The sequence below is a fragment of the Mesorhizobium sp. M0500 genome (genome assembly GCF_040321165.1).
Lineage (GTDB): Bacteria > Pseudomonadota > Alphaproteobacteria > Rhizobiales > Rhizobiaceae > Mesorhizobium.
The window spans coordinates 710323-736879 of sequence record NZ_JAMYRB010000001.1; the positions used below are offsets into that span (position 1 = coordinate 710323).

Here is a 26557-nt window from a genome sequence, read left to right on the forward strand (position 1 = left end):
CAATAACAAGAGAGGAACTACCATGACCAAAAATTCATCGACTACGTCCAACTACTCGAGGCGCGAAGCGCTGCGACTGATGGCGATAGGTGGGGCTGCAGGCCTCATCGCGCCCAATCTCTTGGGCAAGCCCGCCTTCGCCAAGACCCCTCCTGCAGGCCCGGCCGGTCGCGTCATCGTCGGCCTCTCCCAAGAGCCGACCGTGTTCAATCCGCTGATGGCGCATATCGAAGTCGATGACGCGGTCCATTTCTCGGTTTTCGACGCGCTGGTCCGCATGGATCCCCAAGGTGGCCTACATCCAAACCTCGCAGCCGAGGTGCCAAGCCAAAAGAACGGCGGCATTTCGGAGGACGGTCTCAACTGGCGCATTCGGTTGCGTGACAATGCCCGCTGGCACGACGGTGAGCCCTTCACGGCCGAGGACGTGAAATTCACCCTTGAACTCATCACGAACCCGAAGTTTCGCGCTTGGCGCACGAGCGGCCATTCGCTCGTGCAGGACATCACAGTGGTTTCGCCCACCGAGATCACATGGCGGATGAAGGAGGCTTTTGCGCCCTATCTTTCGTTCTTGGCCGAAACGTTCATCGTGCCCAAGCACATTCTGGAGAAAGAGGCCGATCCGAATACAGCCGCGTTCAACCAGGCGCCGGTCGGCACCGGCGCATTTAAATGGAGCGAGCGCGTCGCAGGTGATCACATCGAGCTCGTCGCCAATCCTGAGTACGCGGGCGAAGGCCCCTATGTCGAGCAGCTCATCTTCAAATACATCCCCGACATGACAGTGCTCTACACGCAATTCAAGAGCGGCGACGTGGACCTTGTCGATCAGTCGTACATCACCGCCGACCATTATACTGAAGCCCGCGAACTAGCAGACCGCGTGGTGACACTTGAGACCGGGTCATCCCTGGAGTCGATCTACCTCAATTTGGGCCGCCCGCAGTTCAAGGAGTTGGCAGTGCGCCAGGCGCTCTACGCCGCCTTGGATAGGAAAGCGATCGTCGACACGATCTATTACGGCGTGGGCACTCTCACCGAGACCTTCATGCCGAAGGAGTCCTACTACTACGACCCGAACCTGCCGGTTCAGGAGTTCAATCTGGACCGGGCGCGCCAAATCCTTGATGAGGCCGGCTGGGTGCCGGGGCCGGATGGAATCCGCGCCAAGGATGGGGTGCGACTGTCCTTCTCGAACTCGACAACTTCTGGCAACAACCTCCGCGAGCAGACGCAGCAGTTCCTGCAGCAGACGTTTGCCGAGATCGGCGTCGAGATGACGATCTCGAATTTGCCGGCTGCAGTCATGTGGGGCGAGTTCTGGCTGAAATCGCAATTCGACACCGCCATGGTGGGCGTCACCTATCTGATTGCCGCGGACCCCGACGCCACAAACCGGCTCCATACGAAGGCAATCGCCGCTCAAGGCGGACACGGTTCGAACACCGGGCAATATTCCAACCCTGAGGTCGATGCCCTGCTCGAAAAGGGCGCTCGCAGCTTCGATCCGGAAGAACGACGCGGGATCTATAATCGCGTGCAGGAAGTGGTGCGCCATGATCTGCCCTTCCTGCCGCTGTTCGCGTACACAATCGTCCTCGGGCGCAAGAAAGGGTTGGACGGCTTCGAGCCCAACGCCAACACCCGCACCGCGTCGTGGGATGCCGCAGCCTGGCAGTGGAAGGCCTAATCCACGCAGTTGCCGCCGCCCCGCCGATTCCGCCGCAGCGGCGGCAACAGACTAAAATCATCAACCCACAATGGAGGGACTCGAATGCGCGGCTTCCTGCTCAATCGCCTCTCGCAGAGCCTGGTGCTGCTTGTGATCGTTTCGATCATCGGCTTCGGCATTCTGAACCTCCTTCCCGGCGGCCCGCTGGCGCAATTCGGGCTCGATCCCGGAATGACCCAGCAGGATATCGAGCGTCTCAAGGGGCTGCTGGGCCTCGATCGACCCATATGGATCCAATATCTGGACTGGGCATGGCGGCTGGTGCGGGGCGACTGGGGTCACTCCTTCCGCGACGGAGCGCCGGTATTGGAGGTGATCGGCAGCCATCTCTTTGCCACGCTGCTGCTGATGGGGTCCTCAACCGCAATTGCGATCTCCATTGGCGCCTGGATTGGAATCCGAGGCGCCACGCGCCGCTACTCGCTGTTCGATTATCTTGCAACTGTCGGGGCCATGGTTGCGTTGTCGGTCCCCACCTTCTGGTTCGGACTCGTCGGCATCTACGTCTTTTCCCTGAAGTTGGGTTGGCTGCCTGCGGGTAATATGTCCGAGATCGGCGACGCCTCAATCCTGGGCTACCTCCACCATCTGATCCTGCCAAGTATCGTGCTGTCGCTGGTCCATGTCGCGATCTGGAGCCGCTACATGCGGACGGCCACTCTCGACGCCATTAGCCAGGACTTCGTCAAGACGGCTCGGGCCAAGGGGTTGAGTGAACGCCGGATTCTGATGAAGCATGTCGTCGGCAACGCACTTTTGCCGATGATTACCCTGGCCGGGATGCAGCTTCCCAGTGTCCTCACTGGCGCGCTCGTGACCGAAACCGTCTTTACCTGGCCAGGAATGGGACGGTTGTTCCTCGATAGCCTTGGTTACAGCGACTATCCGGTTGTGATGGGGCTGCTGATGTTCTCCGCCATCCTCGTTCTGCTTGGAAACCTGATCGCCGACATTGTCGTCGCTATTGTCGATCCGCGCATTCGTCTGGCTTGAGCGCGCAACTTCCCCGACAGGAGACAGCCGATATGACCGCTTTCACCGCAAATGCAGCTCCAAGCCGATGGAGAAACAACCGCGCGGCACGTCGTTTCATGCGTCATCGCTTGGCGCTGCTCGGGTTGGCGATGATCATCTTCCTGAGCCTCGCTTGCGTCCTCGGCCCCCATCTCCTGCCTTATGACTCACTGTATATCGATCTGCGGGCCCGCTTTGCCCCTCCGCTGACGGGCTACCACTTTCTAGGTACCGATCCGCTTGGCCGCGACGTGGCGGCAAGGCTTTTGATGGCGGGACGAATCTCGCTGCTGGTGGGTTTCTTTGCCATGGTTTTGTCGACACTCATCGGCACCCTGGTCGGCGTAATTGCCGGCTATCGCGGCGGCTGGGTCGGGGCCACGCTGATGCGCACGGTCGATGGATTCCTGTCATTCCCATCGATCTTTCTGCTGCTGGCGCTGGCTGCCGCACTGAAGCCCAGTCCTGTGATGATCACCGTCATTATCGCCCTCACCAGTTGGATGGAGGTTGCCCGCATAGTCGAAGCGGAAGTCCGCTCGTTACGCGAACGCGAGTTCGTCCTAGCCGGGCGAATGCTGGGATTGAGCGGCACCCACATCATGTTCCGCGAGATACTGCCCAACGCCATGGGGCCGATTATCGTCGCTTCCACCTTGACGGTCGCGCGCGCCATTCTCATGGAAGCCTACATCAGTTTCCTCGGCTACGGGATCCAGCCGCCACTGCCCAGCTGGGGCAACATGCTCAATGGCGCCCAGCAATATCTGGGCAGCGCACCTTGGCTGGCAATCATTCCCGGAGCTGCAATCACCATCGCGGTAACCAGTTTCAATTTCATCGGTGACGGGCTGCGTGATGCGCTCGACGTCCGAGACGACCACATCTGAAGTTTCACCGACCGTAGATTACCCCTGCAATGCAGCGAGAAGTCAGCCACGTGCAAGAGCCTCATATCGCCGACAAGAACACACCCTACTGGTGGGAAGCAGCGCCCGTCATGCCGCTGCCGCGGCAGCCAGTCGCAAAGAACCTTGACGTGGCAATTATCGGCGCCGGTTATGCCGGGCTTTCGGCCGGGCTTGCGCTGGCGCGCGAGGGACGCTCGGTCGCCGCTTTTGATGCGATGAATCCGGGCGAGGGTGCTTCCACGCGCAACGGCGGGATTACGAGCGGGACCATCCGGCCGGACCATGCCACGATCACCCGGCGCTTCGGTGAAGAGAAGGCCTTGGCGATCGAGGCCGAGGGCAAGGTCGCACGCGAATTCCTCTACGACTTCATCAAGACCGAAGGGCTCGACTGCGACTTCCGACTGGTTGGCCAATTCAAAGGCGCATTCGGATATGAACAGTATGAGAAGATGGCGCGCGGCGCCGAGACGCTGGCGAAGAAACTGGGAATCGAGTCCTACGCGGTTCCGCATGCCGAGCAGCGAAATTATATCGGCACCGACTTCTACCGCGGCGGAACCGTTCGGATGGACATTGGCGGGCTGCACCCCGCAAAATTCCATGCTGAGCTCCTGCGGGTGGCGCTCGCATCCGGGTTGACGGTCCATTCGCATACAGTGGTCAAGTCGATCGAGAGGAACGGTTCGGGGTTCCGCGTCGCGACTTCGGCAGGGACGGTGGATGCACGGCAGGTTCTGGTCTGTACCAACGGCTATACCGACGGCGCCGCTCCCTTCCTGCGCCGCCGCCTGGTTCCGGTCCGCAGCCGGATCATCGTCACCGAAGAACTTGCGCCCGATGTCATGGCGCGACTGATGCCGAAGCTGATGACGATCACCGAGAACCGGCAACTCGGTTTCTATTATCGTCCCTCGCCCGACGGAAAACGTATCCTGCTGGGGGGCCGTGACAGTTCCCGCGTCGGCGATCCGGCGGCGCCGAAACTTCTCCTTCGCAAGGGCCTGGTGAACCTTTTCCCGGAGTTGGAGAACGTGCGCCTTTCGCATTGCTGGTTCGGCAATGTGGCGATGAACCGAGACATGCTGCCCCGCATCTTCGAGAAGGACGGCGTGGTCTATGCAACTGGCTTCTGCGGTTCGGGCGTGGTCTGGGCGCCATGGATTGGCATGCGTGCGGCCCACAAGTTGATGGGGCATGGCGAGCAGTCGCGCACTGCGTTCGACTTTCGACCGCCTTCGGCCGTCCCGCTCTATCGTGGCAATCCGTGGTTCATGCCGGCGATTATCCAGGGCTATCGGTTGCAGGACCGTCTCGCCTTCTGGCGCGCCAGACGCTAGTCGCCGATCGGGGGCGATCCGTGGTTCATGCGGGCAACCCTTTGGCGCGCCCGCCGCTGACACGACTGCAGGATCGCGCGGGGTCACCTTGTTGCCGGAGAGTGTCGAAAAATCCGTCGGGACTGGGGCCTGGTGCGAAACTGATCAGCGGTGGGACGCCTTTGCGCGGATCAGCGCGTCGGCCATGTAGAGGTCCTGCAGGGAGATGCCGGAACTGTCGAAGACCGTGATCTCATTGTCGAAGCGGCGTCCGAGCGCACGCCTTTCAATAACGTCGCCGATTTGTGTTACCACAAGCACGCCGACGTCGATCTCGTCGCGCACGTATTGGAACTCGCCGATCTGGACGGACTGGGAAAGCAGATCACAAAACAGACGTGCCTTGGGAAATAATTCGCTCGGCAATTCGCGTTTACCCGGAGCATCCGACCCGATGCTGACGATATGGGTTCCGGGTCCCACCCAAGCGGCATCGAACAGCGGTTCGCGTGCGGGTGTCGCCGTCACCACGATGTCGGCCGTGCGCACGGCTTCTTCCGGCACGGCAGCGCGCGCCTTCAGTCCCCTTTCGCCGATCTGATCGACAAAGGCGTCGCGCCGCGGCGAAGGCCGGGCCACGACCAGCACGGTTTCGATTGGGCGGATGCGTGCCAGTGCCATCACTTCGAAGCTCGCCTGGTTGCCGGCCCCGAAGATCGCCAGAACCTTGGCTTGCTTGCGCGCAAGAAGATCGGCCGCAACCGCGTCGGCGGCGGCCGTCCTGTAGGCGTTGACCTTCCCGGCCTCGACTACGGCGCCGAGCCGACCTGTATGCTGATCGAGCAGCACGATGGTCGAGTTGTGGCGGGGAAGGCCACGTGCCGAGTTGCCCGACCAGAAGGAGCCAATTTTCACGCCGGTCAGCTCGCCCGACGAACCGGATTTGATTGAGAAGGTATTGGTCACCTCCTGTGTGCGCCCGAGAACGGCCGGAAAGACCCAGCTCTGCCGCGATGCTGCCGCCACGAGAGCCTCGCGCGCCGCCTCGAAAGCAAGTTCATGCGTGACGAGGGCGGCTGACTCCTCTTCGCTGATGTAGATCATCCAAAATTCCTCCTGGGCATCGCCGATCGGGCAACCACGAAGCGGCGATTCAAGGTGCCAGGTATTCCTCGCCCGATTTGCACGATTTGGCATGCCGAGGAACTGCATAAAACGAATAATACCGCTGATTTGAAGGCGCAAAACAGCAGCGAAATCTGTCCGCCGGGCGCGACTCTAAGATCCGACTTCAATCCGACTCTGGATCAACTGACAGCGTTGCACCTTATGGCCTTTGAGCATGACAGAGATATCGTCAGCGCCCCGATCGAGCTGATGAAATTGGAAACCCGCCATTTGCCGGGCGCACTGAAGCTGTCGCAGGAGATGGCCTGGCCCTACTGTCAGGAGGATTGGGAATTTGCCCTGATGGTCGGCAATGGCCTGGTCCTTGAGCGGGCAGGACAGGTGATTGGCACGGCCATGTCCTGGAATTACGGACAGTCCTATGCCTCGGTCGGGATGATCATAGTTACTGTCTCCGCGCAAGGCGGTGGCAACGGCGCCCGGCTCTTTGATGGATTGCTTGAGGCGACACACGGTCGCAACCTGCTGCTCAACTCAACCGAAGAGGGGCTGGCGCTCTACAAGCGACGCGGCTTCACTGGCTGGGGCACGGTGCTTCAGCACCAGGGCTCGCTGGCTGTCGCCGTGACGCGGAGTACCCGCGACGACATCCGTCAAGCGACAGCCTCTGACCTCGCGGCAATCCAGGCCTTCGACGAACGGGCCACGGGCATGCCCCGGCTGCCGATGGTGGCTGCGCTCGCCGATGTGGGCAACGCATTGGTCATTGAGCGCAGGGGACGGATTGCAGGCTACGCTGTCGCGAGGAGGTTTGGTCGCGGCTATGTCGTCGGCCCTTGTGCAGCCGAGAGCGACCACGACGCGCGGCTTCTGATCCTGGCCCAGCTTTCGAAGCTTCACAATCAATTCGTTCGCATCGACGTCTATGCCGAGGATGGATTGGGCGACTGGCTTGCGAGCCTTGGCCTGCAGCGGTCCGGCACTGCGACCGCCATGGTCAAAGGACAACGACCCGTCGCCGAGGAGCCAGCCCATATGTATGCGTTGGCAAACCAGTCGTTCACTTAGGAAACGAGACTATGAATAAGATGGCGGCAAGCCTGGCGGTGAGCGAGACGGCTAGGACGATCGACGCCTTGGTCACCCCGACGCTGCTTCTCGACCGTGGCCGGCTCGAGCACAACATCAAGGGTCTGGCTGAGCGCGCCAGGAAGCTTGGCGTGGTGCTGCGCCCGCATATGAAGACGGCCAAGAGCATCGATGTCGCCCGATACGCGTTCCATCGCGAACGCGGTCCGATCGCGGTCTCTACCATCGCCGAGGCGGAGTATTTCGCGGGCCATGGCTTTCGAGACATGACCTACGCGGTCGGCATCTCGCCGGCCTCGGCCAAGCGGGCCATGGAGCTTTGTCGCCGCACCGGCGCTGATGTGAAGCTGTTGCTCGATTCGGTCGGGCAGGCCGATGCCCTGGCCAGCGTCCGCGAAGCCACCGGTATGACCCCATCTGTTTTCATCGAACTGGACTGCGATGACCATCGCGGTGGCTTGAGGCCGGACGACCCGAAGTTGCTCGACGTGGCCGGCAGTGTCGTTGCGGCCAGTGCCAAACTCGTCGGCGTTCTCGCCCATGCAGGCGAATCCTATGGCTTGAACACGCCCGATGCGCTGGTCAAGGCAGGCGAGAACGAGCGTTCAGCCACGGTGCGCGCCGCTGAAATCCTGCGCGCCCATGGCCATGCCTGCCCGATCGTCAGCGTCGGCTCGACGCCGACAGCGCATTTCGCCAGCAATCTTGAGGGGGTCACGGAGCTGCGCGCCGGGGTCTACATGTTCTTCGACCTGGTCCAGCACGGCGTTGGGGTGTGCGAACTCGACGATATCGCGATTTCCGTATTGGCCACGGTGATCGGGTCCAAGCCGGAAAAGGGATGGGTGCTGGTCGATGCAGGGTGGATGGCGCTTTCGCGCGACCGGGGAACCGCAAACCAGCAGATCGACCGGGGTTACGGCGTAGTCTGCGACGAAAAGGGGCGGGTGCTTGAAGATGTGATCGTGGCCCAGGCCAGCCAGGAACACGGTATTCTCGCCATTCGTGCCGGCTCTGGAAAGTCCATGCCCGAGTTGCCGCTCGGGACTCGGGTCCGCATTCTGCCCAACCATGCGTGTGCGATGGCCGCCCAGCATGATTTCTACAGCGTTGTCAACGGGGACAGCCCCACGATTGAAGCGCGTTGGGAGCGGATGCGCGGCTGGTAGGCGCGCGACTACGCTCGGATGTCGCCCCACTCAAATCAACACTGGTGGTCAAGAAAATGATGTTTACCTCTTACTGGCTGGATACGTCTCAGCCGTTCAATGAAGGGTCGTCCAAACCGCTCGAAGGCCACTACGACGTGGCGATTGTGGGCGGCGGCTTGACCGGCTCCTCCGCCGCGCTGGCCCTTGCCAAAAAGGGCGCCCGGGTTGCCCTGTTGGAGGCCGAAACGATCGGCAATGCCGCGTCCGGCCGCAATGGCGGCATGTGCAACAACGGCTTTGCCCAGAACTATGCAATCATGGCTGGCAAGCACGGCAAGCCGGCCGCAAATGCGCTCTACAAGGCTTTTGACGCCGGCGTCGATATGGTCGAGCGGCTGGTGCAGGAAGAGAAGATCGACTGCAGCTTCTCCCGCGTCGGCAAGCTCAAGCTTGCCGCCAAGCCCGAGCACTACGACATGCTGGCGCGCAGCCAGGAACTACTGGCTGCCAATGTCGATCCCGACACCAGGATGATCGCGCGCGAGGACCTGCGAACCGAAGTCGGCACCAACCGCTACCATGGCGGGCTGCTCTTTCCCAAGAGCGCGGGCATGCATGTCGGCCGGTTCGTCCGGGGCCTCGCGACCGCCGCTGCCCGGCGTGGCGCAGAGGTCCATGAACGCTCGCCCGTCATGGCGATGCGCAAGGTTTCAGGCGGGCATGAGGTAACGACGCCAAAGGGCAAGATCGTCGCGCGGCAGGTCCTGTTGGCAAGCGGCATTTCCCAGGTTGGCCCGCTCGGCTGGATCCGCCGGCGCATGATCCCGGTCGGCGCATTTCTGATCGTGACCGAGCCGCTGTCGCCCGACCACCTTAGGCGTCTCATGCCGACTGGGCGCATGGTCGTCGACACGCGCAATCTCGTTGTCTACTGGCGGCTCACGCCGGACAATCGCCTTTTGTTCGGCGGGAGGGCGCGCTTTGCCGTGTCCAACCCTCAATCCGACGAAAAAAGCGGCCGGATACTCAAGGCGGCGATGGTCGAGGTCTTTCCGGAACTGGCCGGCACCCGCATCGACTACTGCTGGGGCGGCATGGTCGATATGACCGGCGATCGCCTGCCGCGCGCCGGAGAGCGCGATGGCATCTATTACTCGATGGGCTATAGCGGACACGGGACCCAAATGTCGACGTTGATGGGCACCATCATGGCCGACGTCATGGACGGGCACCCCGAGCTCAATCCCTGGAAGGATTTCGACTGGCCAGCGATCCCCGGTTATTTCGGGCGCCCCTGGTTCCTGCCGATTCTCGGCGCCTATTACCGCATGAAGGACCTTGTAGGGTGATGACGCCCCTCGAACGCCTGGCCCGCAACGGCCACCTGGACAAGTTCTTCATCGACGGTCAATGGGTTGAGCCGAGCGGCACCGCGACGGGCGTCGTCGTCAATCCCGCCACAGAAGAGGTTGTGAGCCAGTTTCCGCTTGGAAATGGCGAGGACGTTGACGCGGCCGTTGCAGCGGCTCGCCGGGCATTCGCCACCTGGAGTCGGACCACGCCAGAAGACCGCGCGGGTCTGCTCGATCGCCTGCGAGCGCTGCTCGAGGCGCGCGGCGAACTGCTGGCTCAATGCCTGAGCCTCGAAATGGGCGCGGCGATCGGCTATGCGCGCAGCGCCCAGGTGCCGCTGGCGATCACGCATGTTAAGGTCGCTCGCGATGTGCTGACAGACTTTCGCTTCGTCAAGCAACGGGGGCAAACCGCCGTCACCCACGAACCGATCGGTGTCTGCGCCTTGATCACTCCGTGGAACTGGCCACTTTACCAGATCACCGCCAAGGTTTCGCCGGCGCTCGCTGCAGGCTGCACGATCGTGCTGAAGCCGAGTGAGCTTTCTCCCTTGGACGCCCTGCTATTCGCCGAGGCAATCGAGGAAGCCGGCTTCCCTGCTGGGGTTTTCAACCTCCTGCAAGGTGATGGTCCAGGCGTGGGTATGGGTCTCGCCTCCCATCCGGATGTCGACATGATCTCCATTACCGGGTCCACCCGCGCGGGCATTGCTGTGGCCCAGGCGGCGGCGACCACGGTCAAGCGTGTCGCGCAGGAGCTGGGCGGCAAGTCGCCGAACGTGATCCTGCCGGACGCAGATCTCGATCGCGCCGTTTTTCTGGGCGTAGCCGCCGCCTTCCGCAATCTCGGCCAGTCATGCAGCGCCCCGACGCGCATGATCGTGCCACGCTCGCTGCTCTCCGAGATCGAGGCAATCGCCAAAAGGGCAGCAGCCCAGATCGTCATTGGCGATCCGCTTTGCGAAGCCACAACTCATGGTGCAATCGCAAACCGTGCCCAATTCGACCGCATCCAAACCATGATCGGCGTCGGCATTTCTGAGGGCGCCAGGCTCCTCACCGGCGGACCGGGCCGTGCGCACGAGCTGAACGTCGGGTTCTATGTGAGGCCGACCATCTTTTCCGACGTGCGCACAACCATGCGTATTGCCCAGGAAGAGGTCTTCGGGCCAGTTCTCTGCATCATCCCCTACGACACAATCGAGGAGGCCGTCACCATCGCCAACGACACGGTCTACGGTCTGGGGGCTCATGTGCAGGGCCAGGATGTGGACGCCGTCAGGGACGTGGCCTCGCGGATCCGCTCCGGTCAGGTGCATCTCAACTACCCGGCCTGGGATCCGCACGCCCCGTTTGGCGGTTTCAAGCAGTCCGGAAACGGACGCGAATATGGAATCGAGGGCATGTTGGAGTATCTCGAGGTAAAATCCATCCTCGGCTATTTCTAGGCGACATCTTCGCCCAGCGCAGGGGGCGCGCCCGTGGGCCGAGCCGAGCTCCTGGACCGGGCTCACATACGAACCTGGCAATTGCCCTCCGCAGCGTGCGGGCCATCTGCTGAGAAACCCGGTCGAGGCCCGGTAGGGAGGCTTAGTCGATCTAGAATGCCGTCGGAATTAGAGATGTTTGGCCGTCGCGGTCCAGCCGGCCGAGTCTGTACGTATGGGGAGGGTGGATGAGTAAGGTGAAAAGGGTCAGTCCGGTAGTAGAGCAAGCAATCGGCGCAGTCCTCAATAGGGAGGATCGTGGTGACACCATCTCGATCACAGCGACATTAAACGCAGCATGGCAAGCCGCCCCATATCTGGTCGCATCCGACGAAGAGCTAACCGAGGCGAGCGTCGAGGCAGCAACTGCCCTGGGCCTGTCCGTGGCTTTCGACGGTCGGGAATAGCCGTCGGTTCCACCAGTTCTTGCTCGGTACCCTGGCGCGCTTGCTGCGAGCCCACGCGATGACGCGTGCGTGCTCGTCCGCCATAGCCGCGTCGAAGCGGCTGTCGCCACTGAAAGCCATGGCAAGTGCATTTGCGCAGAGTTCGGCGTTCCGGAAGCATCGCCGATGCCTGCGCAGTGACTGCGTCCTTGTTATAGCCAGCATCGCCAACAGTCGCCCAGCCTGGCCCGTATGGCTTGCTGGGCAACGGTGCGCCAGCGAGTGGCCTCTCGCGCCTTGCTGCGCCAAGACGGTCGGCGACGGCAGGCCATCCCGGCTCCGATCAAGAGCCCCGCGCGCCAGCCGGCCCACCAAGGTTGCCGCGATCACCCTTGATGTCGTAGAGCCTACGGTCGGCGGTTAAAATTGGTGGAGAAGAATATATGCCAGAGCACCCGAAACTCGTCTCGACTGCCAAGTCGCATGGCGGCGCCCAGCATGTTTACTCTCATCTCTCGACGAGCTGCTCGTGCGAAATGACGTTTGCCATTTTCGTGCCTCCGCAGGCACGGGAAAGCCGTTGCCCCGTGGTGTGGTACCTCTCCGGACTCAGCTGCACCCATGCGAATGTAATGGAAAAAGGCGAATACAGACGTATTGCCGCCGAACTTGGCTTGATCGTTGTCTGTCCCGACACCAGCCCGCGTGGTGCCGACATTCCGGATGAAAAGGACAATTGGCAGTTCGGCAGCGGCGCCGGTTTCTACCTCGACGCGACGCAAGAGCCGTATGCCAAGAACTATCGCATGTATTCCTATATCGTCGAGGAGCTGCCAGCCGTGATCGGGCGCGAATTTCCCGCCGATATGGCGCGCCAGTCGATCTTCGGCCATTCGATGGGCGGGCATGGCGCGCTGACGATCGCACTGAACAATCCCGCGCGTTTCAGAAGTTGCTCGGCCTTTGCGCCGATCGTGCAGCCAAGCACAGCCGGCTGGTCGAAGCCGGCTTTCGAAAAATATCTCGGCCTGGATGAGGCCTCGTGGCGGCGCTACGATGCCACTTCGCTCATCGAGGATGGACACCGTTTCCCGGAATTCCTGGTCGATCAGGGAACGTCAGACGGTTTCCTCCAGGAGGGCCTCAGGCCTTGGCTGCTCGAAGACGCCTGCTCCAAGGCAGGCATTCCGTTGAAATTGCGGATGCAGGACGAATACGATCACTCCTATTTTTTCATTTCGACATTCATGCATGACCATATGACGTGGCATGCCGAACGGCTTTCACGAGGGTAGGCCGTAGGAATAGGTCGGCAGTCAGGCGGGCTCGGTGACGACGCCGATGCGCCGGTAGACGAATGGTTCGTCCTTCGAAGGAACCGTCGCAGCGCGCTGGGCCTCGTCGATCAGCATTGCCATGCGCGCATGGATCGGCGATTTCGCGCAAGCCGGGTCCGTCGCGGCGGCATCGCCGGCGATTGCTATCGCCTGGCAGCGACAGCCGCCCCAGTCGATCTCGCGCCGCTCACAGTTGCGGCAGGGCTCCTGCATCCAGTCCGTGCCTCGAAAGGCATTAAATGCCGGGGAATCGGTCCAGATCGCGGCCAGGCTGCGTGATCCAAAACGCTCGAAGCCGAGCGACGGTATGGTCTGGGCGGCATGGCATGGCAGTACGGTGCCGTCTGGCGCCACCATGAAGGCGTCGCGCGCCCAGCCGCCCATGCACGGCTTGGGATAGATGGCGAAATAATCCGGCGTGACGAAATCGATGTTCATGATGCCGGTGAGCCGTTCGCGCGCCGCCGCGACGATCTCCGCCTGCCGGTCGACGGCAGCACGCTCGGGCATCAGTTGATCGCGATTGGTCAGCGCCCAGCCGGCGTACTGCACGTTGGCGATCTCGAGACGCTCCGCACCCAGCGAAAGGGCAAGATCGATGAATTCCGGTACCTCCTCGATATTGTGGCGATGGATCGGCGCGTTGATGGTAAGCGGCAAGCCGGCCGCGCGAGCGCGGAGTGCCGTTTCCAGCTTCTTTTCGTGGCTGCCCCTGTGATTGCCGATGCGCTCGGTGGTCGCCGGCCGTGCACCTTGAAAGCTCAGTTGCAGATGGTCGAGCCCGGCTTCGGCAAATGCCTCGATGCGGCCATCCGCAATGCCGACACCGGCGGTGATCAGGTTGGTGTAGACGCCGCGCGCCGAAAGCCCGGCGATCAATTGCTCGAGATCGCGACGCAGCGTCGGTTCACCGCCGGACAGATGCACCTGGAGAACGCCAAGATCGGCGGCCTGCGAGAATAGGTCGAGCCAGCTCTGCGTGTCGAGTTCGCGATTGGCCTTCAGCAATTCGAGCGGATTGGAGCAATAGGGGCATTGCAGCGGGCAGCGATGCGTCAGTTCCGCCAGCATGCCGATCGGGGGGAGAGGGGGCTCGCTCATAGCTTCACCAGCAGCTTGTCAGACCATTCCTGCAGGAAGGCGACGACATCGGCCGCCACAGCCTCCTGTTCGGCATCATAATCTGCGGCAAGGCCGGCAATGATGTGGCCGACCGTGGACCGTCCGTCGCAGCGGCGCAATATGTCGAGGCTGATCTCGTTTGGCCAGAACACCTTTTCGGGCGACAGCACGGCGAACGCCTGGCGCACGGGGTCATACTGTATGCGCACGTGCTTCGGCAGCGATGGAACCGACTGCAGCGACACCATGGCTCTTTCGCGCAGTGCCATCATTGGGCTGCCTCAGGACGGAAGGCGCCGGGCGGGATATTGCCCGGCTCGCCATAGGCGTGTTGAAGCGCGTCGAGCATGGCCCAGAGTATATCGCATTTGAACACCAGTGCATCGATCGCCTGCTGCTGGCGTTCTGCCGTGTCGGCATGTTCGAGCACATAGGCGAGGGCGAAGTCGGCGTCGCGCGAGGCCTGTTCGGGCCGTCGGGTGAAATAGGCCAGCGTGTCCTCGGTGATATAATCGTATCTGGCCAGCATCGCGGGTACCCGCTCGCCGATGATGAGCGGCGAGAACATCTCGGTCAGCGACGACGCGACCGCCTCCAGCAGGGTCCGGTTCGTACAAAAGGAGAGGTAAGCGCCAACCGCAAAACGTGTCGCCGGCAGGGCCAGCCTCTCGCTCTTCACCGCGTCGGCATCGAGACCGAGCGAGGTCGCCAGGTGCAACCAGCGCGCAATACCGCCGCTCCAGCCGTCTTCGCCGTCATGATCCTCGATGCGTTTGCGCCAGGCGGCGCGAAACGCCGGATCCTCGGCATGCGCGAGGATCATGGCGTCCTTGCGCGGAATGACAGCCTGATAGCAATAGCGGTTCAGCGCCCAGGCCTGCATCTCGGTCCTCGACAGCGCACCGCTGGTCATCCTGTGATGGAAAGGATGGCGGTTGTGATAGCGCTCGGCACCGACCTGCCGCAGCACGGCTTCGAGCTCGCTTGAGGACAGGCCGTTGCTGGCTGCGTCGTGGAAATCACTCAAAATTCCATCTCCATCCCGTCGCGGGCCACTTCCCAGCCAGCCGCTTCGACTGCTGCATGCTCGGCAGAATTCTCGTCCAGAACAGGATTGGTGTTGTTGATGTGGACGAAGACACGGCGGCCGATCCTCACATCGGCCAAGCCGGCGATCGACCCCGCGTCTCCCGACATTGCCAGATGTCCCATGCGCGCACCGGTCTTTTGGCCGACGCCGGCAGCAATCATCTCGTCGTCGGTGAAGACCGTGCCGTCGAACAGAAGGCATGCGGCATCGGCTAGACGTGTGCGCAGGGTCGCATCGATGCGGGCGCAGCCAGGGATGTAGAAGACGGAGCCGCGACTGCCGGCACCGGCGATACGGACGCCGATCGTGTCGCCGGCATCGGAGCTGAAATTGGCATCCGGCTGGCCTCTTTCTTCGAGATAGAGGGCTATCTTCCCGGGCACGGGAAAACTCTCGACAGCCACCCCGGTGTCGTGGCCGTCTGCATCGCAGATCGACAGTTCTTGCGCCGGCGGCAAGATGCGTCGCGGCACGAGCGCTGGATCGAGGACATTGAAAATCGAATTCGCCTCCAGCGTCGCCAGAACCTGTGTCGTTGCATAGATAGCGAAAGGCTGCCGCTCACGCAGGCTGAGCAGGCCGGCCACATGATCGACATCGGCATTGGTCAGCACCACCGCGCGAATAGGTGTCGAGCGCAGCGGCGCATCGTGCGCGGGCTGCAATTCAGGCGTTGCCGCGATCTGCTGGCGAATGTCGGGCGAGGCGTTGAACAGAACCCAGCCAAGCCCATCCGCCGACGCGGCGACACTCGATTGGGTTCGTGAATGCACGCCAGCCACCCCGGTGCGAGCCGCACGGCTCAGACGATAATTGCAATTCCATTGCGGAAAGCCGCCGCCGGCCGCCGATCCGATAATTCTCAAGCGCATGAAAACGCCCGCCCCGCGGCTTCTCTGACCAGCAGCCAATTTGCAGCCGCAAAAAACGGCCCGCCCGCTTTGCGCGCCTCAAACTCTTTCACGAAAATCCCATGCGGCAAGGGGATGCGTGCCCCTGTTGCCAGGGACACGCACCTCTGCGGCCTACTTCTTGGGAGTAATTTCAGCAGGCAGATACCGCGAAATTTCAAAGCCCGCAGCAACCTGACACATGGTCGGTTTTGTCCAGCTCTTCTTCATAACATTTCTCCTCTTTTACCAGCCCGAAGGGGCCGATGCTGTCGTTAGTCAACCATTGCAGGGCACCGAACAATGGCTCGTCCATCACGTTTCAAAATGGACAAATGAAACACAAGGTTTTGAAAGGCCGAAAAGCAAAACTATCGAAAGTAGCTGTAGTCTTCTCTTCAATTGTTCATCGCGTGGGTTTGTTCTCCTCCTGACCCATCCCGACTATTGCGTAATCGGATTGTCGTGCTCGTCGATCAGCGGCACATTGTAACCCAGCAGGAGCTTGGTGATCTCCGCCTGGTTTTCCCTGATCACCCGGTTGAGCGTCCGCTTCCATTCCTGGTCGGACGGACGTACGCCCATGGTGATGCGGTAGGACATGCGCGAGCCTTTTTTTTCCTTCAGCAGCGGAACAATGGTGACATCGGCTCCGAGTTCCCTGCCATAGTAACCTGCCATCGGCCCCCACAGGACCGCCGCGTCGATCTTGCCGGCGAGCATGTCCTTGATCATGACCTCCCCCATGGAAGGGGTGACGCGCGTATCCACCGCCAGCGGGTAGATCTTGGCGGTCCGCAGAAGCTTGTTGGCGGCCATGTTGGCGGTTGGCGGCGTGCTTTCGACGACGCCGATTCTCTTGCCGGAAAGTTTCGGATCTTCGATCGTCTCGACGCCTTCCATGCCGTTGCCTTTCGGGTAGACGAGCACATAGGCGGAGCGATAGTAGGCGTTGGTGTTCTGTACCAGTTCATCGCCTTGGGCGTAGCCCATGATGATGTCGCATCGATTGGCCCCCAGCGTGTTGCGCACAAAGCCGGTGACAGTGGGAAACCACGTGTAAGCGACTGATTTCCGCCCCGTCTTCTTGGCAACCAGTTCAGCCAGCTTGTTTTCGAAGCCTTGGCCGTTCTTGTCGGTAAAGGGCATATTCGAGGGATCGGCGCAGACGCGCAGAATGTCGGGATCCACCAGTTCGCCCGCAGCGCCAAGCCCGGCATTTTGCGCCAGAACGTTCGACGGCAGCAAGGCGAGCGCGCCGAGGATCGGCAGAACGACGCGCAGCTTCGATGCAGTGCAGCCGGTCATATCATCCACCCATGCAGGATGCTTCGGCATCCTTGGCTGCCTGAGCCTTGTTTTCGTGCTTGGGCGGCCTGCCGCGGGGTGCCGCGCCATCGGCGCGCGCGCGCAGATAGACGTAGAGATCGTCCAGGTAACAATAGACGTTCTTGTTGTCGCCAAAGGCAGGCATGACGTTTTCCTTGCCGCCGCCGACATTCTTGCGGCCCTCGGCGACGATCGACAGGAACGTGGCGTAATCCATGGTTTTCAGACTATTGACCAAGGCAGGCGCATAGCTCGAACCTGTTGCGTCCTGTCCGTGACAGACATGGCAATCGGAGTGATACCGACGGTACCCGCTGAACGTGTACCAATCGACGGTTCCGTTTTCGATCTTGTAGGTCGGATTTCCGTCCGCATCTAAATATTTGCCCCCTTCTTGCTTCACCGCCTTGGCTTTTTCCATGCTGTCTTCGGCCCTTGCCAGACTTGAGCTGGCCAGAGGCAGCAGGACCAGAGCGAGAGCGGAAACTGCAATGCGAACGATCATTCAGACTCTTCCTTCATTTGCCAGGGACACTGGCTGCCGTCGTGCTCGGCATTAATCGGTGTCGGGTGGGCGCGCAATCGAGAGCCCAGTTCCCGGCTTCGGGTGACCGGGCTCTCGTTTTCGAACCTAGTCGTAAGGCTCTTCCCGGTTATTAGTCCGGGAGGCCGAAGACGGTGAGCTGGCCGCCCAGCGTCGTATAGTCGGCAAGTGCCGCGTAACCGCCGACGGCACCCAGACCAGCGGTTCCAACGACCGCGGTCTCGTCGCCCTGCGCACGGCCCTGATCGACGGCGCCATGCCAGGCAGCGGCGTTATCGGGCGAAAGCAGCCCCCCTGCCAGACCGATACCGGCCCATCCACCGACGCCGGACAGAACGGCGACGTACTGCTTGCCGTCATGCTCGTAGGTCGTGATGTTGCCGATGATGCCGGACGGGGTCTTGAACTTGTAGAGTTCCTTGCCGTCCTTATCGACCGCCTTGATGTAGCCTTCGAGGGTACCGTAGAAGACGACGTCGCCGTCTGTCGCCAATGCGCCCGACCACACCGAGAACTGCTCGGGCTTCGACCAGACGATCTCACCCTTGGCTGCATCCCAGGCAATGAAGTTGCCCATGTTACCGTCACCGCCAGGCGCCGCATACATCGACACGGTGGCGCCCACATAGGGCTGACCGGCGGTGTAGCTCACTTTGTAAGGCTCATAGTCCATGCAGACATGGTTGGTCGGCACGTAGAACAACCCGGTCTTCGGCGAGTAGGCGGCCGGCTGCTGGTCCTTGGTTCCAAGCGCGGCCGGGCAGATACCGGTCGAGTTGGTGTCTTCGCCGTTCTGCTGGGTCGAATACTTGGCGACGACCTGCGGGCGGCCATACTGGTCGCTCTTGGGATCCATGTTGACTTCCGTCGCCCAGTTCACTGCCGGATCGTATTTTTTGGCGACGAGAAGTTCGCCGGTGGCGCGATCCATTGTGTAGGCAAAGCCGTTGCGGTCGAAATGCACCAGCACGTCGTGCTTGGTGCCGTTGACTTCCATGCCATCGACGAGAATCATCTCGTTGATGCCGTCATAGTCCCACTCATCATGCGGGGTCATCTGGTAGAGCCATTTGGCAACACCGGTATCCGCATCGCGAGCCATGATTGTCATGGACCAGCGATTATCGCCTGGGCGCTGGACCGGATTCCACGTCGAGGGATTGCCAGTGCCGTAATAGACCAGGTTCAGCTTGGGATCATAGGAATACCATCCCCATGTCGTGCCGCCGCCCGTCTTCCACTGTTCGCCTTCCCAGGTGTTCGTGCCGGAATCCTTTCCGACAGGCTTGCCGAGATGAGTCGTCTTCTCGGGATCGAGAAGGGTGTCTGCATCAGGACCTTCCGAATAGGCTTTCCAGGCGAGCTTGCCGTCCTTCAGATTGTAGGCGGCCAGCCAGCCGCGAACACCGAATTCAGCACCGGAGACGCCCACGAGCACCTTGTCCTTGATGACTACGGGTGCCGACGTGCCGGATTCGCCCTTTCCGCCGTCGGTCTGGTCTCCGTTCTTGACAGACCAGACGACCTTGCCGGTCTTGGCATCGAGCGCGACGACGGTGGTGTCGGCCTGGTTGAGAATGATCTTGCCGTCGCCATAGGCGACACCGCGATTGACCGTGTCGCAGCACATGATCGGAATGACGTTCGAGTCCTGCTTGGGCTCGTATTTCCACAGGATCTTGCCGTCATTCTTGAGGTCGAGAGCAAAGACGTTGTTTGGGAAAGGCGTATGGACATACATCACGTCGCCGATGATCAGCGGCCCGCCTTCGTGACCACGCAGCACGCCGGTGGAAAAGCTCCATTTGACCTGCAGGTTCTTCACATTGTCCGCAGTGATCTGGTTGAGTTTGGAATAGCGGGTGTTGGCGTAGTCACCCGTCTGCATCGCCCAGTTCTTCGCATCCGATGCGAGCTTTGCAAGGTCTTCATTGGCCGAAGCCGTATAGGCAGCGCCGAGCGATAAAAACGCCGCGGTCGTCAGAATGTAGGTAGTTTTCGCAAGTACACGCATCCAAAATCCTCCCGGGTTCACAGTGAAGAATCGACCGTCAAGCCCCACATGGGCCTGCCCAAGCAATTCATGTTGGGAAGTTATTTTCCGGCAGCTGTCACGACCTACCCCGAAGCAGAGGGCACCGTTACCGCCCGCCCCCCTTGGTCTTCGAAAGACTGCCGCCGCTCCCTGATGACGGTGGCGCTCTTGAAGCCGGAAACAGGAAAAAGCTATGTCATCGTAAAAGGCCAGGCAAGCAAAAACCTACAATGCGTCGTTGCGCTGCAATATCGATTATGGTGCGATGCAATATTTAGAAACAAGTAAAATAAGCATCGGGTGAAAAACTAATAAGAGGATGGCCGCCAGCTGCGACATATATAGCAAACATATTGTTCCCGTATTCTCAAGGTGATACACATTTGACTTTATTTCGATATATTCTACGAGGCACCTCGGAGTAAGTATGCGTGCATCTCGCTGGCTGCCGATAGTGAGCGAAGCATGAAATGAACGCGTGAAGGAGGGTGCGCAGGGGGTCATGAAGCTGGCTCTTGTCGGTCGATAGGGCATTCCTCCTTTGGTCCTATACGCAGGCCATGGGAGCTTGACTGGCTTTGCGGCACGTCGCCAATTGGAGCGATGATCCCGTCTGGACGCATGGTGTCCAGGCCAACTGGAGGTTCCTCATGATAAGGTCTGTTGGATCTCTCACCTTGCCGGTGGCCTTTGCGACCACGCTGGCCTTTGCGAACTCGGCCAACGCCGCGGGAAACTACCCGACGGCAACGATTGCCGACTACGTGCTCGGCTGCATGCAAACAAATGGCCAGACACGTCAGGCGCTTGAAAGCTGTTCCTGCTCGATCGATGTTATCGCCTCGATCCTTCCTTACGATCACTATGAGAGGGCGGAGACCTTCAAAAGCATGTCGCTGACGACAGGGGAGGCCGCAGGGTTGTTTCGCGAAAGCGCGCCAGCGAAGGCGGCGCGCACGGAACTGAAACGCGCGCAGGCTGAAGCCGACGTACGTTGCTTTTAATCAGGCGAAACAGGCGCGCGTGGCGGTGCCTCACAGTCTCGCCGTTTCTATTGGCCATTGGCTGCGAAATACCTTGCAATCCGCATTCGAGCCGTAAGGCGATCAGGCCACACCCGGAAATTTTTGCTGGAATGACCGCAAAAGGTCGCTCATCACCTGTGGATTGAGATGTTGTCGCGGCAGTCTTACGTCGAACATGCCGAGCACGTGGGCTGGGCGCTGCTCAAGCACGATGATGCGGTCCGACAGCATCAGTGCCTCGCGCAGATTGTGCGTTACCATCAAGGCGGTCGTAGGCCGCGCTGACCAGACGGTCAAAAGCAATTGCCGAAGCCGCTCGGCGGTCTGTTGTCGAGGGAGGCAAAGGGTTCGTCCAGGAAAAGTACCGCCGGTTCGGTGGCGAAGGCCCTGGCAAGCGCTGCCCTGCGCGCAAGGCCCAGCGAAAGCTCCGCCGGATAGAGCGAGCGCATGCCGGCGAGGCCGAGAGTGTCAAACAGCTCGTCGAGACTCTTCGCTCTTAGGCTTTTCGGCAGCGCCAGCCTGACATTCTGCTCCACCGTCCGCCATGGCAGCAAAGTAGGCTCCTGGAACACGGCGGCGATGCGGTTCGAGCCGCCTTGCGGCAGTTGGAAAGAGCCGGAAAAGTCTTTGTCCAGTCCAAGCAGGATGCGCAACGTCGTGGTCTTGCCGCAGCCCGACGGCCCAAACAGGCAAGCGAATTCGCCCGGCCGGACCTCGAAGGACAGACCCTGTAGCGCCGTGATCGACACGCCTTGCGCGGACCTGAAGGTCTTTTCGGCGATGTCGACCCTAAGCGGGACCGCGGCGCCAACGGGTTGCATGTCGTTCAATGGGCTGCACCAGGAGAAGTTCGATGACAAGCATCACCGCCACGAAAGCCAGCGTGTACGCGAGAATGGCGGCGACGTCGAAGAGCTGGAAATAGAGATAGATCTGGAAACCGACGCCATTGGAGCGGCCGAGCAGTTCGACCACCAGGACGATCTTCCATATGAGGGCGATGCCGGATCGCGAGGCCGCGGCAAAATAGGGCTGCAGTTGCGGCAGCAGGACATGGCGGATGCGCTCGAGTGGGCCGAAGCGGTAGACGGCGGCCATTTCGGCATAACGCGGATCAAACGCCCTGGCGCCTTCGCGCATCGTCACCACGACATTCGGGATCTTGTTCACGGCAACTGCGCCAATCGCCGCCGCCTCGTTGAGGCCGAACCAGATATAGGCGAGCACGATGACCACCAGCGCGGGAATGTTGAGAAACAGGACCACCCATGGACTGAAGAACCGGTCCGCACCGCGGTAGCTCCCGAGGATGACGCCGATGACCGAGCCGATAATCATTGCGACGACGTACGCCGCAGCAACCCGTCCGAGCGTCGCGCCAAGATGATAAAAAAGGTCACCGCTCGCCGCTTCCCTGAGCAGTACCTGCCAGACCTGCCCTGGTGGGGGGAAAGCACGGCTTTGCCACAGATGAGCCGCGAGGCCCCACAGCAGGCAAAGTCCAATCAGGGAAACCGTTACCGTCAGCGCTGGCGTCAGCGGCGTCGCAAAGCCCGATCGACCCGACTTGTCTTCCGTTGCGGTCATTTCGCGAGTTCCGGCCAGAACGTGCCGGGCGCCATCTCGGGCGCCCTGCCAACCAGCTTCTCGCCGCCTATCGCGGCCAGCACGTGATAGAGTTTGCCCGCATCGGCCGCTTCTTCGGCGACCGGCCGTCTTGGGATGCCCTGGCGATAGCGGTCGCGCAGTTTTTCCAACTCCTTGCCTTCTGCGCGAATGAGTGGCGCCAGGCGCAGCCATTCATCATCGGATCTGGCCAGCAAGTCCTTGGCCTGCATGGATGCCTTGACGAAGCCCCGGGCGGCATCCGGATTGTCGCTCGCCCATTGGTCGTGGAAGACGTAGCCGAGTGCCGACACGGGGCCCGAGGCACCAAGCGCTTTCGTCGCGGCATCCGCACCGATCAACCGACGAAAGCCATTGGCCTCGAGCCGGGCGCAGAAATGCCAGAAATTGAGCACGGCATCGAGTTCGCCTTGCATCGCCTTTTCAGAAATCAGCGGCGGCGCGCCAAAGACGACGTCACAGGCTGTCGGCAGGTCGAGGCCGTGATCGCGTCTGGCCAGCGCCTGGACCAGTAGCCAGCTCTTGTCGAGCGGGCCGCCGGCGACACCGATTTTCTTTTCCTTGAGGTCGGCGAGCGTCCGGATCGGCGATTCCTCCTTCACCATGATTGCTCCCACGGCGGTCGAATAAGGGGCCAATGTAAGGTCGCCGCCCTCGGAGCGCTGGCGCGAGACCCACAGCCAGTCGGTCACGATCATGTCGATCGCGCCGGCCAGCAGCGCGACGTTGGTCGCATCCTCCCCGGCGAAGTAGACAATTTCCAGATCGATCCTGTTGGCCTCGTCGAGCTTGTGGCGTTTCAACGTATCGAGTTCCCAGCTCACGGTGCCGAACTTCAGGACACCAATTCGGACCTTAGCGGCCGCAAAGACGGCAACCGGCTTTGAGGCGAGGATGGCCCTCAGAGCCGCCAAGCGCAGCGTCGTGCGCCGCGAAATCATCATGGCGTCTCCTCTTTTAGGGTCGTCGACGAACCAGGAATGTCGATCAAATCGCTCGTTCCTTGCTCGGAACGGCACATTTCCAGCGCACGACCTTGAGACTCGGATGTTCCTGAGACCATTTTGCGATCTCGGCGGGCGCCAGGAACATGCATTGGAACAGAGAGCCGCGGCTCTCGAAATAGAGATGTTCATCTCGGCAATTGCCCGGATTGGCGCTAAGGCACACCGTTAATATGAGATCGACCATGTCCATTTGGCACTTATCGTCGCCTGCGCGGCGAACTCTCCAGAGTTCGTGCTTTGGAGTTGCGCGGATTCCTGAAGGTGCCCAAACAGCAAACCGGTTGGAGTGAGGCTACGCGTTCGGCCAACAGGCGTCAATGATGTGGACCGCGTGTCGCTACACACTTCCGTTCGCGCAGTCGGGAAACGAAACAGGACCTTTGTACGATTGACTTCTTTCATCGGCAGTCTAGCTTTTCGAGGCGTGCAGGTGCTGCCAGTCCGGGGAGGAAGGACAATAGTTCGCTCTCCCGCTTTAAAACGAATGCCGGCGATCAAGGCATCGACACGCGTAAAGTGTCCCGGGCACTCACACGATCAATGAGGAAATGCCATGCGCGCAGTCGCATTTTTCGCCGCCGTGTCCGTCGCCACCTTTGTCACTACCCAGTCTCAGGCACAGGATGCCGCGGCGGGTGAGAAGGTCTTCGCCAAATGCAAGGTCTGCCACGTCGCAGACAAGGACCAGAACAAGGTCGGTCCGTCCTTGAACGGCGTCATCGGCCGAACGGCCGGGACGCATCCGGGGTTCAGCTATTCCAAGGCCATGACCGAGGCCGGCAAGTCCGGCGTCAAATGGGATGAGGCCACGCTGACGACCTACCTTCGCGATCCCAAGGCGATGGTCAAAGGAACCAAGATGGCGTTTGTCGGCCTCAAGAAAGACGAGGACATCGCCAACGTCATTGCTTATCTGAAGCAATTCTCAAAATAACGCGGCACCGCCGGCCGTTGGACTGCGCTCGGCCGGCGTTGGCTCGGCTTTGCGCATGGGGTCACGCAGCGTCTTGCAGCCTCTGCATCGCTGACGGCAGATCGAACAGGCTGTCGCAAACGAGGTCGGCGCCAAGCTCTTCAACGGGAATTTGGCTGTATCCGCCACGCAGCAGAATGACGGCCATGCCGGCAGCGCGGGCGGCGGCCACGTCGGCGCTGCTGTCTCCGACCATCAGCGTGTCACGAGGTTCGACCTGAAGCTGGTCGAGCGCCAGCAACAGCGCGTCTGGCGCCGGTTTCAAGTATGTCACCGCGTCTCCGCCGATGATCGCGCCGAGATATTCCGTCAGCCGAAAATGCAGCAGGATTTCGCGAGCTGCCAGCTGCGGCTTGTTGGTCACCACGGCCATGGCTATTCCGCTCAAATGCAAGTGCGTGAGAACCTCCCTGACGCTAGGCATCAGCCTCGTGCGGCCGGTCAGATGCCTGCGGTAGATCGGCGCCATGACGCGGTTGGCCTCATCGAGCGCGATGCCGAGGAGCGGCGTGCCGGAAGCCGCGAAGGCTCGTTCGACCAGTTTCCTGATGCCGCCGCCGATCATGGCCTTGACCTGATCCAGCCGCAGCGGCGGCAGATCGCGTCCGGCCAGCAATTCGTTGACGGCGGCCGCTATATCAGGTGCCGAATCGACCAGTGTGCCGTCGAGATCGAACAGGATCGCCTTGGGCGAGCGAAACGGCCTGCCTGCGCCGACGTTCATGCAGCATCCTTCCACTTGATCGAACAGCCGATCGAAGCGATCTGGTCAAGCGGTCCGTCGCCGGTTCGGGCAACCTGCTTCATCGCTTCGAACAGGTCGCGCCTCAGCCCGGGCGATTCGGCGTCGCGTCGCGACGCGTCAAGCCGGCCGCGATATTGCAGCGTCAACTCGCTGTTGAGCCCGAAGAAATCCGGGGTGCAAACGGCTCCGTAGGCGCGCGCCACCGTCTGGTGCTCGTCATGGAGATAGGGGAAAGTGAAGCCGTTCGTCCTGGCAAGGAGCTTCATGTTGTCGAAGGAATCATCTGGATAGGCGTCGCTATCGTTGGAGTTGATCGCGACAAAGCCGATGCCTTCGGCCTTGAGGTCATTGGCGTCGCGCACCATCCGTGAAATCACCGCCTTCACATAGGGGCAGTGATTGCAGATGAAGGCCACCACCAGCCCGTTCGGGCCGGCGTGGCTTAAGATCGAATGCGATGTGCCGTCGACGCCGGGCAAAACGGCGTCGATGGCTCGCCAGCCGAAATCGCAGACAGGTGGGATTGCCGCCAAGATTTCCTCCGATGAAATGGTTTACGCCGCTTTCCGGATCGCCCCGTCGGCCGCCTGCCTGATGGTGCCGATATTGGCGCGATAGGGCAGCCTCGGTGCCGCCCTTAAAGATGGCCGAGCCGGCGACCAGCACACTGGCACCGGCCGCGGTGACCAGCGGAGCGGTTTCGGGGGTGACGCCGCCGTCGATCTCGATGTCGATCGGACGATGGCCGACCAGCGCCTTGACCCGCCTGACCTTGTCGACGACCGCCGCAATGAAGGCCTGGCCGCCGAAGCCCGGATTGACCGTCATCAGAAGCACCAGATCGAGCCGGTCAAGTACATATTCGATGACGCTTTCCGGCGTTGACGGGTTCAGCGACACGCCGGCCTTCTTGCCGAGATTTCTGATTGCCTGCAGCGAACGGTCGAGATGCGGTCCGGCCTCGGCATGCACCGTAATGATGTCGCAGCCGGCATCGGCGAAGGCGCCGAGATAGGCGTCGGCCGGCGCGATCATCAGGTGACAGTCGAAGACCTTGTCCGTTCGATTACGGATCGCCTTGACCACCGGCGGACCGAAGGTGATGTTGGGCACGAAATGGCCATCCATCACATCGAGATGGATCCAATCGGCACCCGCCCGGACGACCGCTTCGACCTCGTCGCCGAGCCGCGAGAAGTCCGCGGAAAGCACCGAGGGCGCGATGATTGTCTTGGTATCCATGGTCGTCGGCTCCCATTCTG

The 26557-nt window shown here is 61.2% G+C and carries 29 protein-coding genes and 1 pseudogene; 13 read left to right on the forward strand and 17 right to left on the reverse strand.

Annotated features, from left to right (window positions below; genetic code table 11):
* Positions 1–22 precede the first annotated feature (22 nt).
* The 4 genes from NKI70_RS03465 (at position 23) to NKI70_RS03480 (ending at position 5000) form a co-directional block, all read left to right on the forward strand.
* Positions 23–1693, forward strand: a complete 1671-nt coding sequence (locus NKI70_RS03465) for a peptide ABC transporter substrate-binding protein (protein ID WP_352692449.1) — start codon at positions 23–25, stop codon at positions 1691–1693.
* Positions 1694–1777: 84 nt separating this feature from the next.
* A complete protein-coding gene (locus NKI70_RS03470) occupies positions 1778–2728 on the forward strand; it encodes an ABC transporter permease (protein WP_023678808.1) in 951 nt (316 codons plus the stop codon).
* Positions 2729–2760: 32 nt separating this feature from the next.
* On the forward strand, positions 2761–3639 hold the full coding sequence (locus tag NKI70_RS03475) for an ABC transporter permease (protein ID WP_023678809.1): 879 nt from the start codon (positions 2761–2763) through the stop codon (positions 3637–3639).
* A 29-nt stretch (positions 3640–3668) separates the two neighbouring features.
* Positions 3669–5000, forward strand: coding sequence for an NAD(P)/FAD-dependent oxidoreductase (locus NKI70_RS03480; RefSeq protein WP_502898911.1), 1332 nt, complete (start codon positions 3669–3671; stop codon positions 4998–5000).
* A 144-nt stretch (positions 5001–5144) separates the two neighbouring features.
* Here NKI70_RS03480 and NKI70_RS03485 read toward each other — a convergent pair whose 3' ends face one another.
* Positions 5145–6083 (reverse strand): ornithine cyclodeaminase family protein, encoded by a 939-nt coding sequence (locus NKI70_RS03485; RefSeq protein WP_352724314.1) that lies wholly within the window; start codon positions 6081–6083, stop codon positions 5145–5147.
* A gap of 129 nt (positions 6084–6212) precedes the next feature.
* Between NKI70_RS03485 and NKI70_RS03490 the strand changes: the two genes are divergently transcribed.
* From NKI70_RS03490 to fghA, 6 genes are all read left to right on the forward strand, one after another.
* Complete coding sequence (locus tag NKI70_RS03490) at positions 6213–7175, forward strand: GNAT family N-acetyltransferase (protein WP_352724266.1); 963 nt, start codon at positions 6213–6215, stop codon at positions 7173–7175.
* 11 nt (positions 7176–7186) lie between these two features.
* Positions 7187–8365, forward strand: a complete 1179-nt coding sequence (locus NKI70_RS03495; RefSeq protein ID WP_352724267.1) for an alanine racemase — start codon at positions 7187–7189, stop codon at positions 8363–8365.
* Between the two features lie 56 nt (positions 8366–8421).
* Positions 8422–9696: an NAD(P)/FAD-dependent oxidoreductase gene (locus NKI70_RS03500; protein WP_352724268.1), complete on the forward strand. Its 1275-nt coding sequence runs from the start codon at positions 8422–8424 to the stop codon at positions 9694–9696.
* Positions 9693–11147: an aldehyde dehydrogenase family protein gene (locus NKI70_RS03505; protein ID WP_352724269.1), complete on the forward strand. Its 1455-nt coding sequence runs from the start codon at positions 9693–9695 to the stop codon at positions 11145–11147. Before NKI70_RS03500 ends, NKI70_RS03505 begins: the two co-directional genes overlap by 4 nt.
* A 227-nt stretch (positions 11148–11374) precedes the next feature.
* Positions 11375–11593 (forward strand): hypothetical protein, encoded by a 219-nt coding sequence (locus tag NKI70_RS03510; protein ID WP_352724271.1) that lies wholly within the window; start codon positions 11375–11377, stop codon positions 11591–11593.
* A 422-nt stretch (positions 11594–12015) separates the two neighbouring features.
* Positions 12016–12867, forward strand: a complete 852-nt coding sequence (fghA, locus tag NKI70_RS03515) for an S-formylglutathione hydrolase (RefSeq protein WP_352450659.1) — start codon at positions 12016–12018, stop codon at positions 12865–12867.
* A 21-nt stretch (positions 12868–12888) separates the two neighbouring features.
* Here the strand turns inward: fghA and pqqE are convergent, their stop codons facing one another.
* From pqqE to NKI70_RS03555, 8 genes are all read right to left on the reverse strand, one after another.
* Positions 12889–14010 carry a pyrroloquinoline quinone biosynthesis protein PqqE gene (gene pqqE / locus NKI70_RS03520; RefSeq protein WP_352724272.1) on the reverse strand — a complete coding sequence of 374 codons (1122 nt, stop codon included), beginning with the start codon at positions 14008–14010 and terminating at the stop codon, positions 12889–12891.
* Entirely contained in the window at positions 14007–14303 is a 297-nt protein-coding gene (pqqD, locus tag NKI70_RS03525) for a pyrroloquinoline quinone biosynthesis peptide chaperone PqqD (protein WP_352578031.1), read from the reverse strand. Before pqqD ends, pqqE begins: the two co-directional genes overlap by 4 nt.
* Positions 14300–15058 (reverse strand): pyrroloquinoline-quinone synthase PqqC, encoded by a 759-nt coding sequence (pqqC, locus tag NKI70_RS03530; protein ID WP_352724273.1) that lies wholly within the window; start codon positions 15056–15058, stop codon positions 14300–14302. The genes pqqD and pqqC overlap by 4 nt, the downstream gene beginning before the upstream one ends.
* Positions 15055–15993, reverse strand: coding sequence for a pyrroloquinoline quinone biosynthesis protein PqqB (gene pqqB, locus NKI70_RS03535; RefSeq protein ID WP_352724275.1), 939 nt, complete (start codon positions 15991–15993; stop codon positions 15055–15057). The genes pqqC and pqqB overlap by 4 nt, the downstream gene beginning before the upstream one ends.
* A 196-nt stretch (positions 15994–16189) precedes the next feature.
* Positions 16190–16327 (reverse strand): hypothetical protein, encoded by a 138-nt coding sequence (locus NKI70_RS03540; RefSeq protein ID WP_352724276.1) that lies wholly within the window; start codon positions 16325–16327, stop codon positions 16190–16192.
* 128 nt (positions 16328–16455) lie between these two features.
* Complete coding sequence (locus NKI70_RS03545) at positions 16456–17319, reverse strand: substrate-binding domain-containing protein (RefSeq protein ID WP_352724277.1); 864 nt, start codon at positions 17317–17319, stop codon at positions 16456–16458.
* A gap of 1 nt (position 17320) precedes the next feature.
* Positions 17321–17845, reverse strand: a complete 525-nt coding sequence (locus NKI70_RS03550) for a c-type cytochrome, methanol metabolism-related (protein WP_352622911.1) — start codon at positions 17843–17845, stop codon at positions 17321–17323.
* 151 nt (positions 17846–17996) lie between these two features.
* Entirely contained in the window at positions 17997–19898 is a 1902-nt protein-coding gene (locus NKI70_RS03555) for a methanol/ethanol family PQQ-dependent dehydrogenase (protein WP_352724278.1), read from the reverse strand.
* 48 nt (positions 19899–19946) lie between these two features.
* Here NKI70_RS03555 and NKI70_RS03560 point away from each other — a divergent pair, with 48 nt between their 5' ends.
* A complete protein-coding gene (locus tag NKI70_RS03560) occupies positions 19947–20207 on the forward strand; it encodes a hypothetical protein (protein ID WP_352724279.1) in 261 nt (86 codons plus the stop codon).
* 362 nt (positions 20208–20569) lie between these two features.
* A complete protein-coding gene (locus NKI70_RS03565; protein WP_502898914.1) occupies positions 20570–20923 on the forward strand; it encodes a hypothetical protein in 354 nt (117 codons plus the stop codon).
* A 102-nt stretch (positions 20924–21025) separates the two neighbouring features.
* Here the strand turns inward: NKI70_RS03565 and NKI70_RS03570 are convergent, their stop codons facing one another.
* The 5 genes from NKI70_RS03570 to NKI70_RS03590 are packed head-to-tail and all read right to left on the reverse strand — an operon-like array spanning position 21026 to position 23767.
* Entirely contained in the window at positions 21026–21205 is a 180-nt protein-coding gene (locus NKI70_RS03570; RefSeq protein ID WP_352724281.1) for a hypothetical protein, read from the reverse strand.
* Positions 21206–21237: 32 nt separating this feature from the next.
* Positions 21238–21765, reverse strand: a complete 528-nt coding sequence (locus tag NKI70_RS03575; RefSeq protein ID WP_352724315.1) for an ATP-binding cassette domain-containing protein — start codon at positions 21763–21765, stop codon at positions 21238–21240.
* Complete coding sequence (locus NKI70_RS03580; protein WP_352724282.1) at positions 21734–22531, reverse strand: ABC transporter permease; 798 nt, start codon at positions 22529–22531, stop codon at positions 21734–21736. The genes NKI70_RS03575 and NKI70_RS03580 overlap by 32 nt, the downstream gene beginning before the upstream one ends.
* On the reverse strand, positions 22528–23514 hold the full coding sequence (locus NKI70_RS03585; RefSeq protein ID WP_352724283.1) for an ABC transporter substrate-binding protein: 987 nt from the start codon (positions 23512–23514) through the stop codon (positions 22528–22530). The genes NKI70_RS03580 and NKI70_RS03585 overlap by 4 nt, the downstream gene beginning before the upstream one ends.
* 43 nt (positions 23515–23557) lie before the next feature.
* On the reverse strand, positions 23558–23767 hold the full coding sequence (locus NKI70_RS03590) for a hypothetical protein (protein WP_023678830.1): 210 nt from the start codon (positions 23765–23767) through the stop codon (positions 23558–23560).
* A gap of 363 nt (positions 23768–24130) precedes the next feature.
* On the opposite strand from NKI70_RS03590, the gene NKI70_RS03595 reads away from it, so the two are divergent.
* Positions 24131–24511 carry a c-type cytochrome gene (locus tag NKI70_RS03595; protein WP_352450669.1) on the forward strand — a complete coding sequence of 127 codons (381 nt, stop codon included), beginning with the start codon at positions 24131–24133 and terminating at the stop codon, positions 24509–24511.
* 61 nt (positions 24512–24572) lie between these two features.
* Here NKI70_RS03595 and gph read toward each other — a convergent pair whose 3' ends face one another.
* The 3 genes and pseudogenes from gph to rpe all read right to left on the reverse strand — a co-directional run bounded on the left by gph (position 24573) and on the right by rpe (position 26537).
* Positions 24573–25274 (reverse strand): phosphoglycolate phosphatase, encoded by a 702-nt coding sequence (gene gph, locus NKI70_RS03600; RefSeq protein WP_352724284.1) that lies wholly within the window; start codon positions 25272–25274, stop codon positions 24573–24575.
* The gene (locus NKI70_RS03605) at positions 25271–25828 is read right to left on the reverse strand and encodes a thioredoxin family protein (RefSeq protein ID WP_352724285.1); all 558 of its coding nucleotides are present in this window, start codon (positions 25826–25828) and stop codon (positions 25271–25273) included. The genes gph and NKI70_RS03605 overlap by 4 nt, the downstream gene beginning before the upstream one ends.
* Before the next feature lie 21 nt (positions 25829–25849).
* Positions 25850–26537, reverse strand: a pseudogene (gene rpe / locus NKI70_RS03610) (ribulose-phosphate 3-epimerase).
* Positions 26538–26557 lie beyond the last annotated feature (20 nt).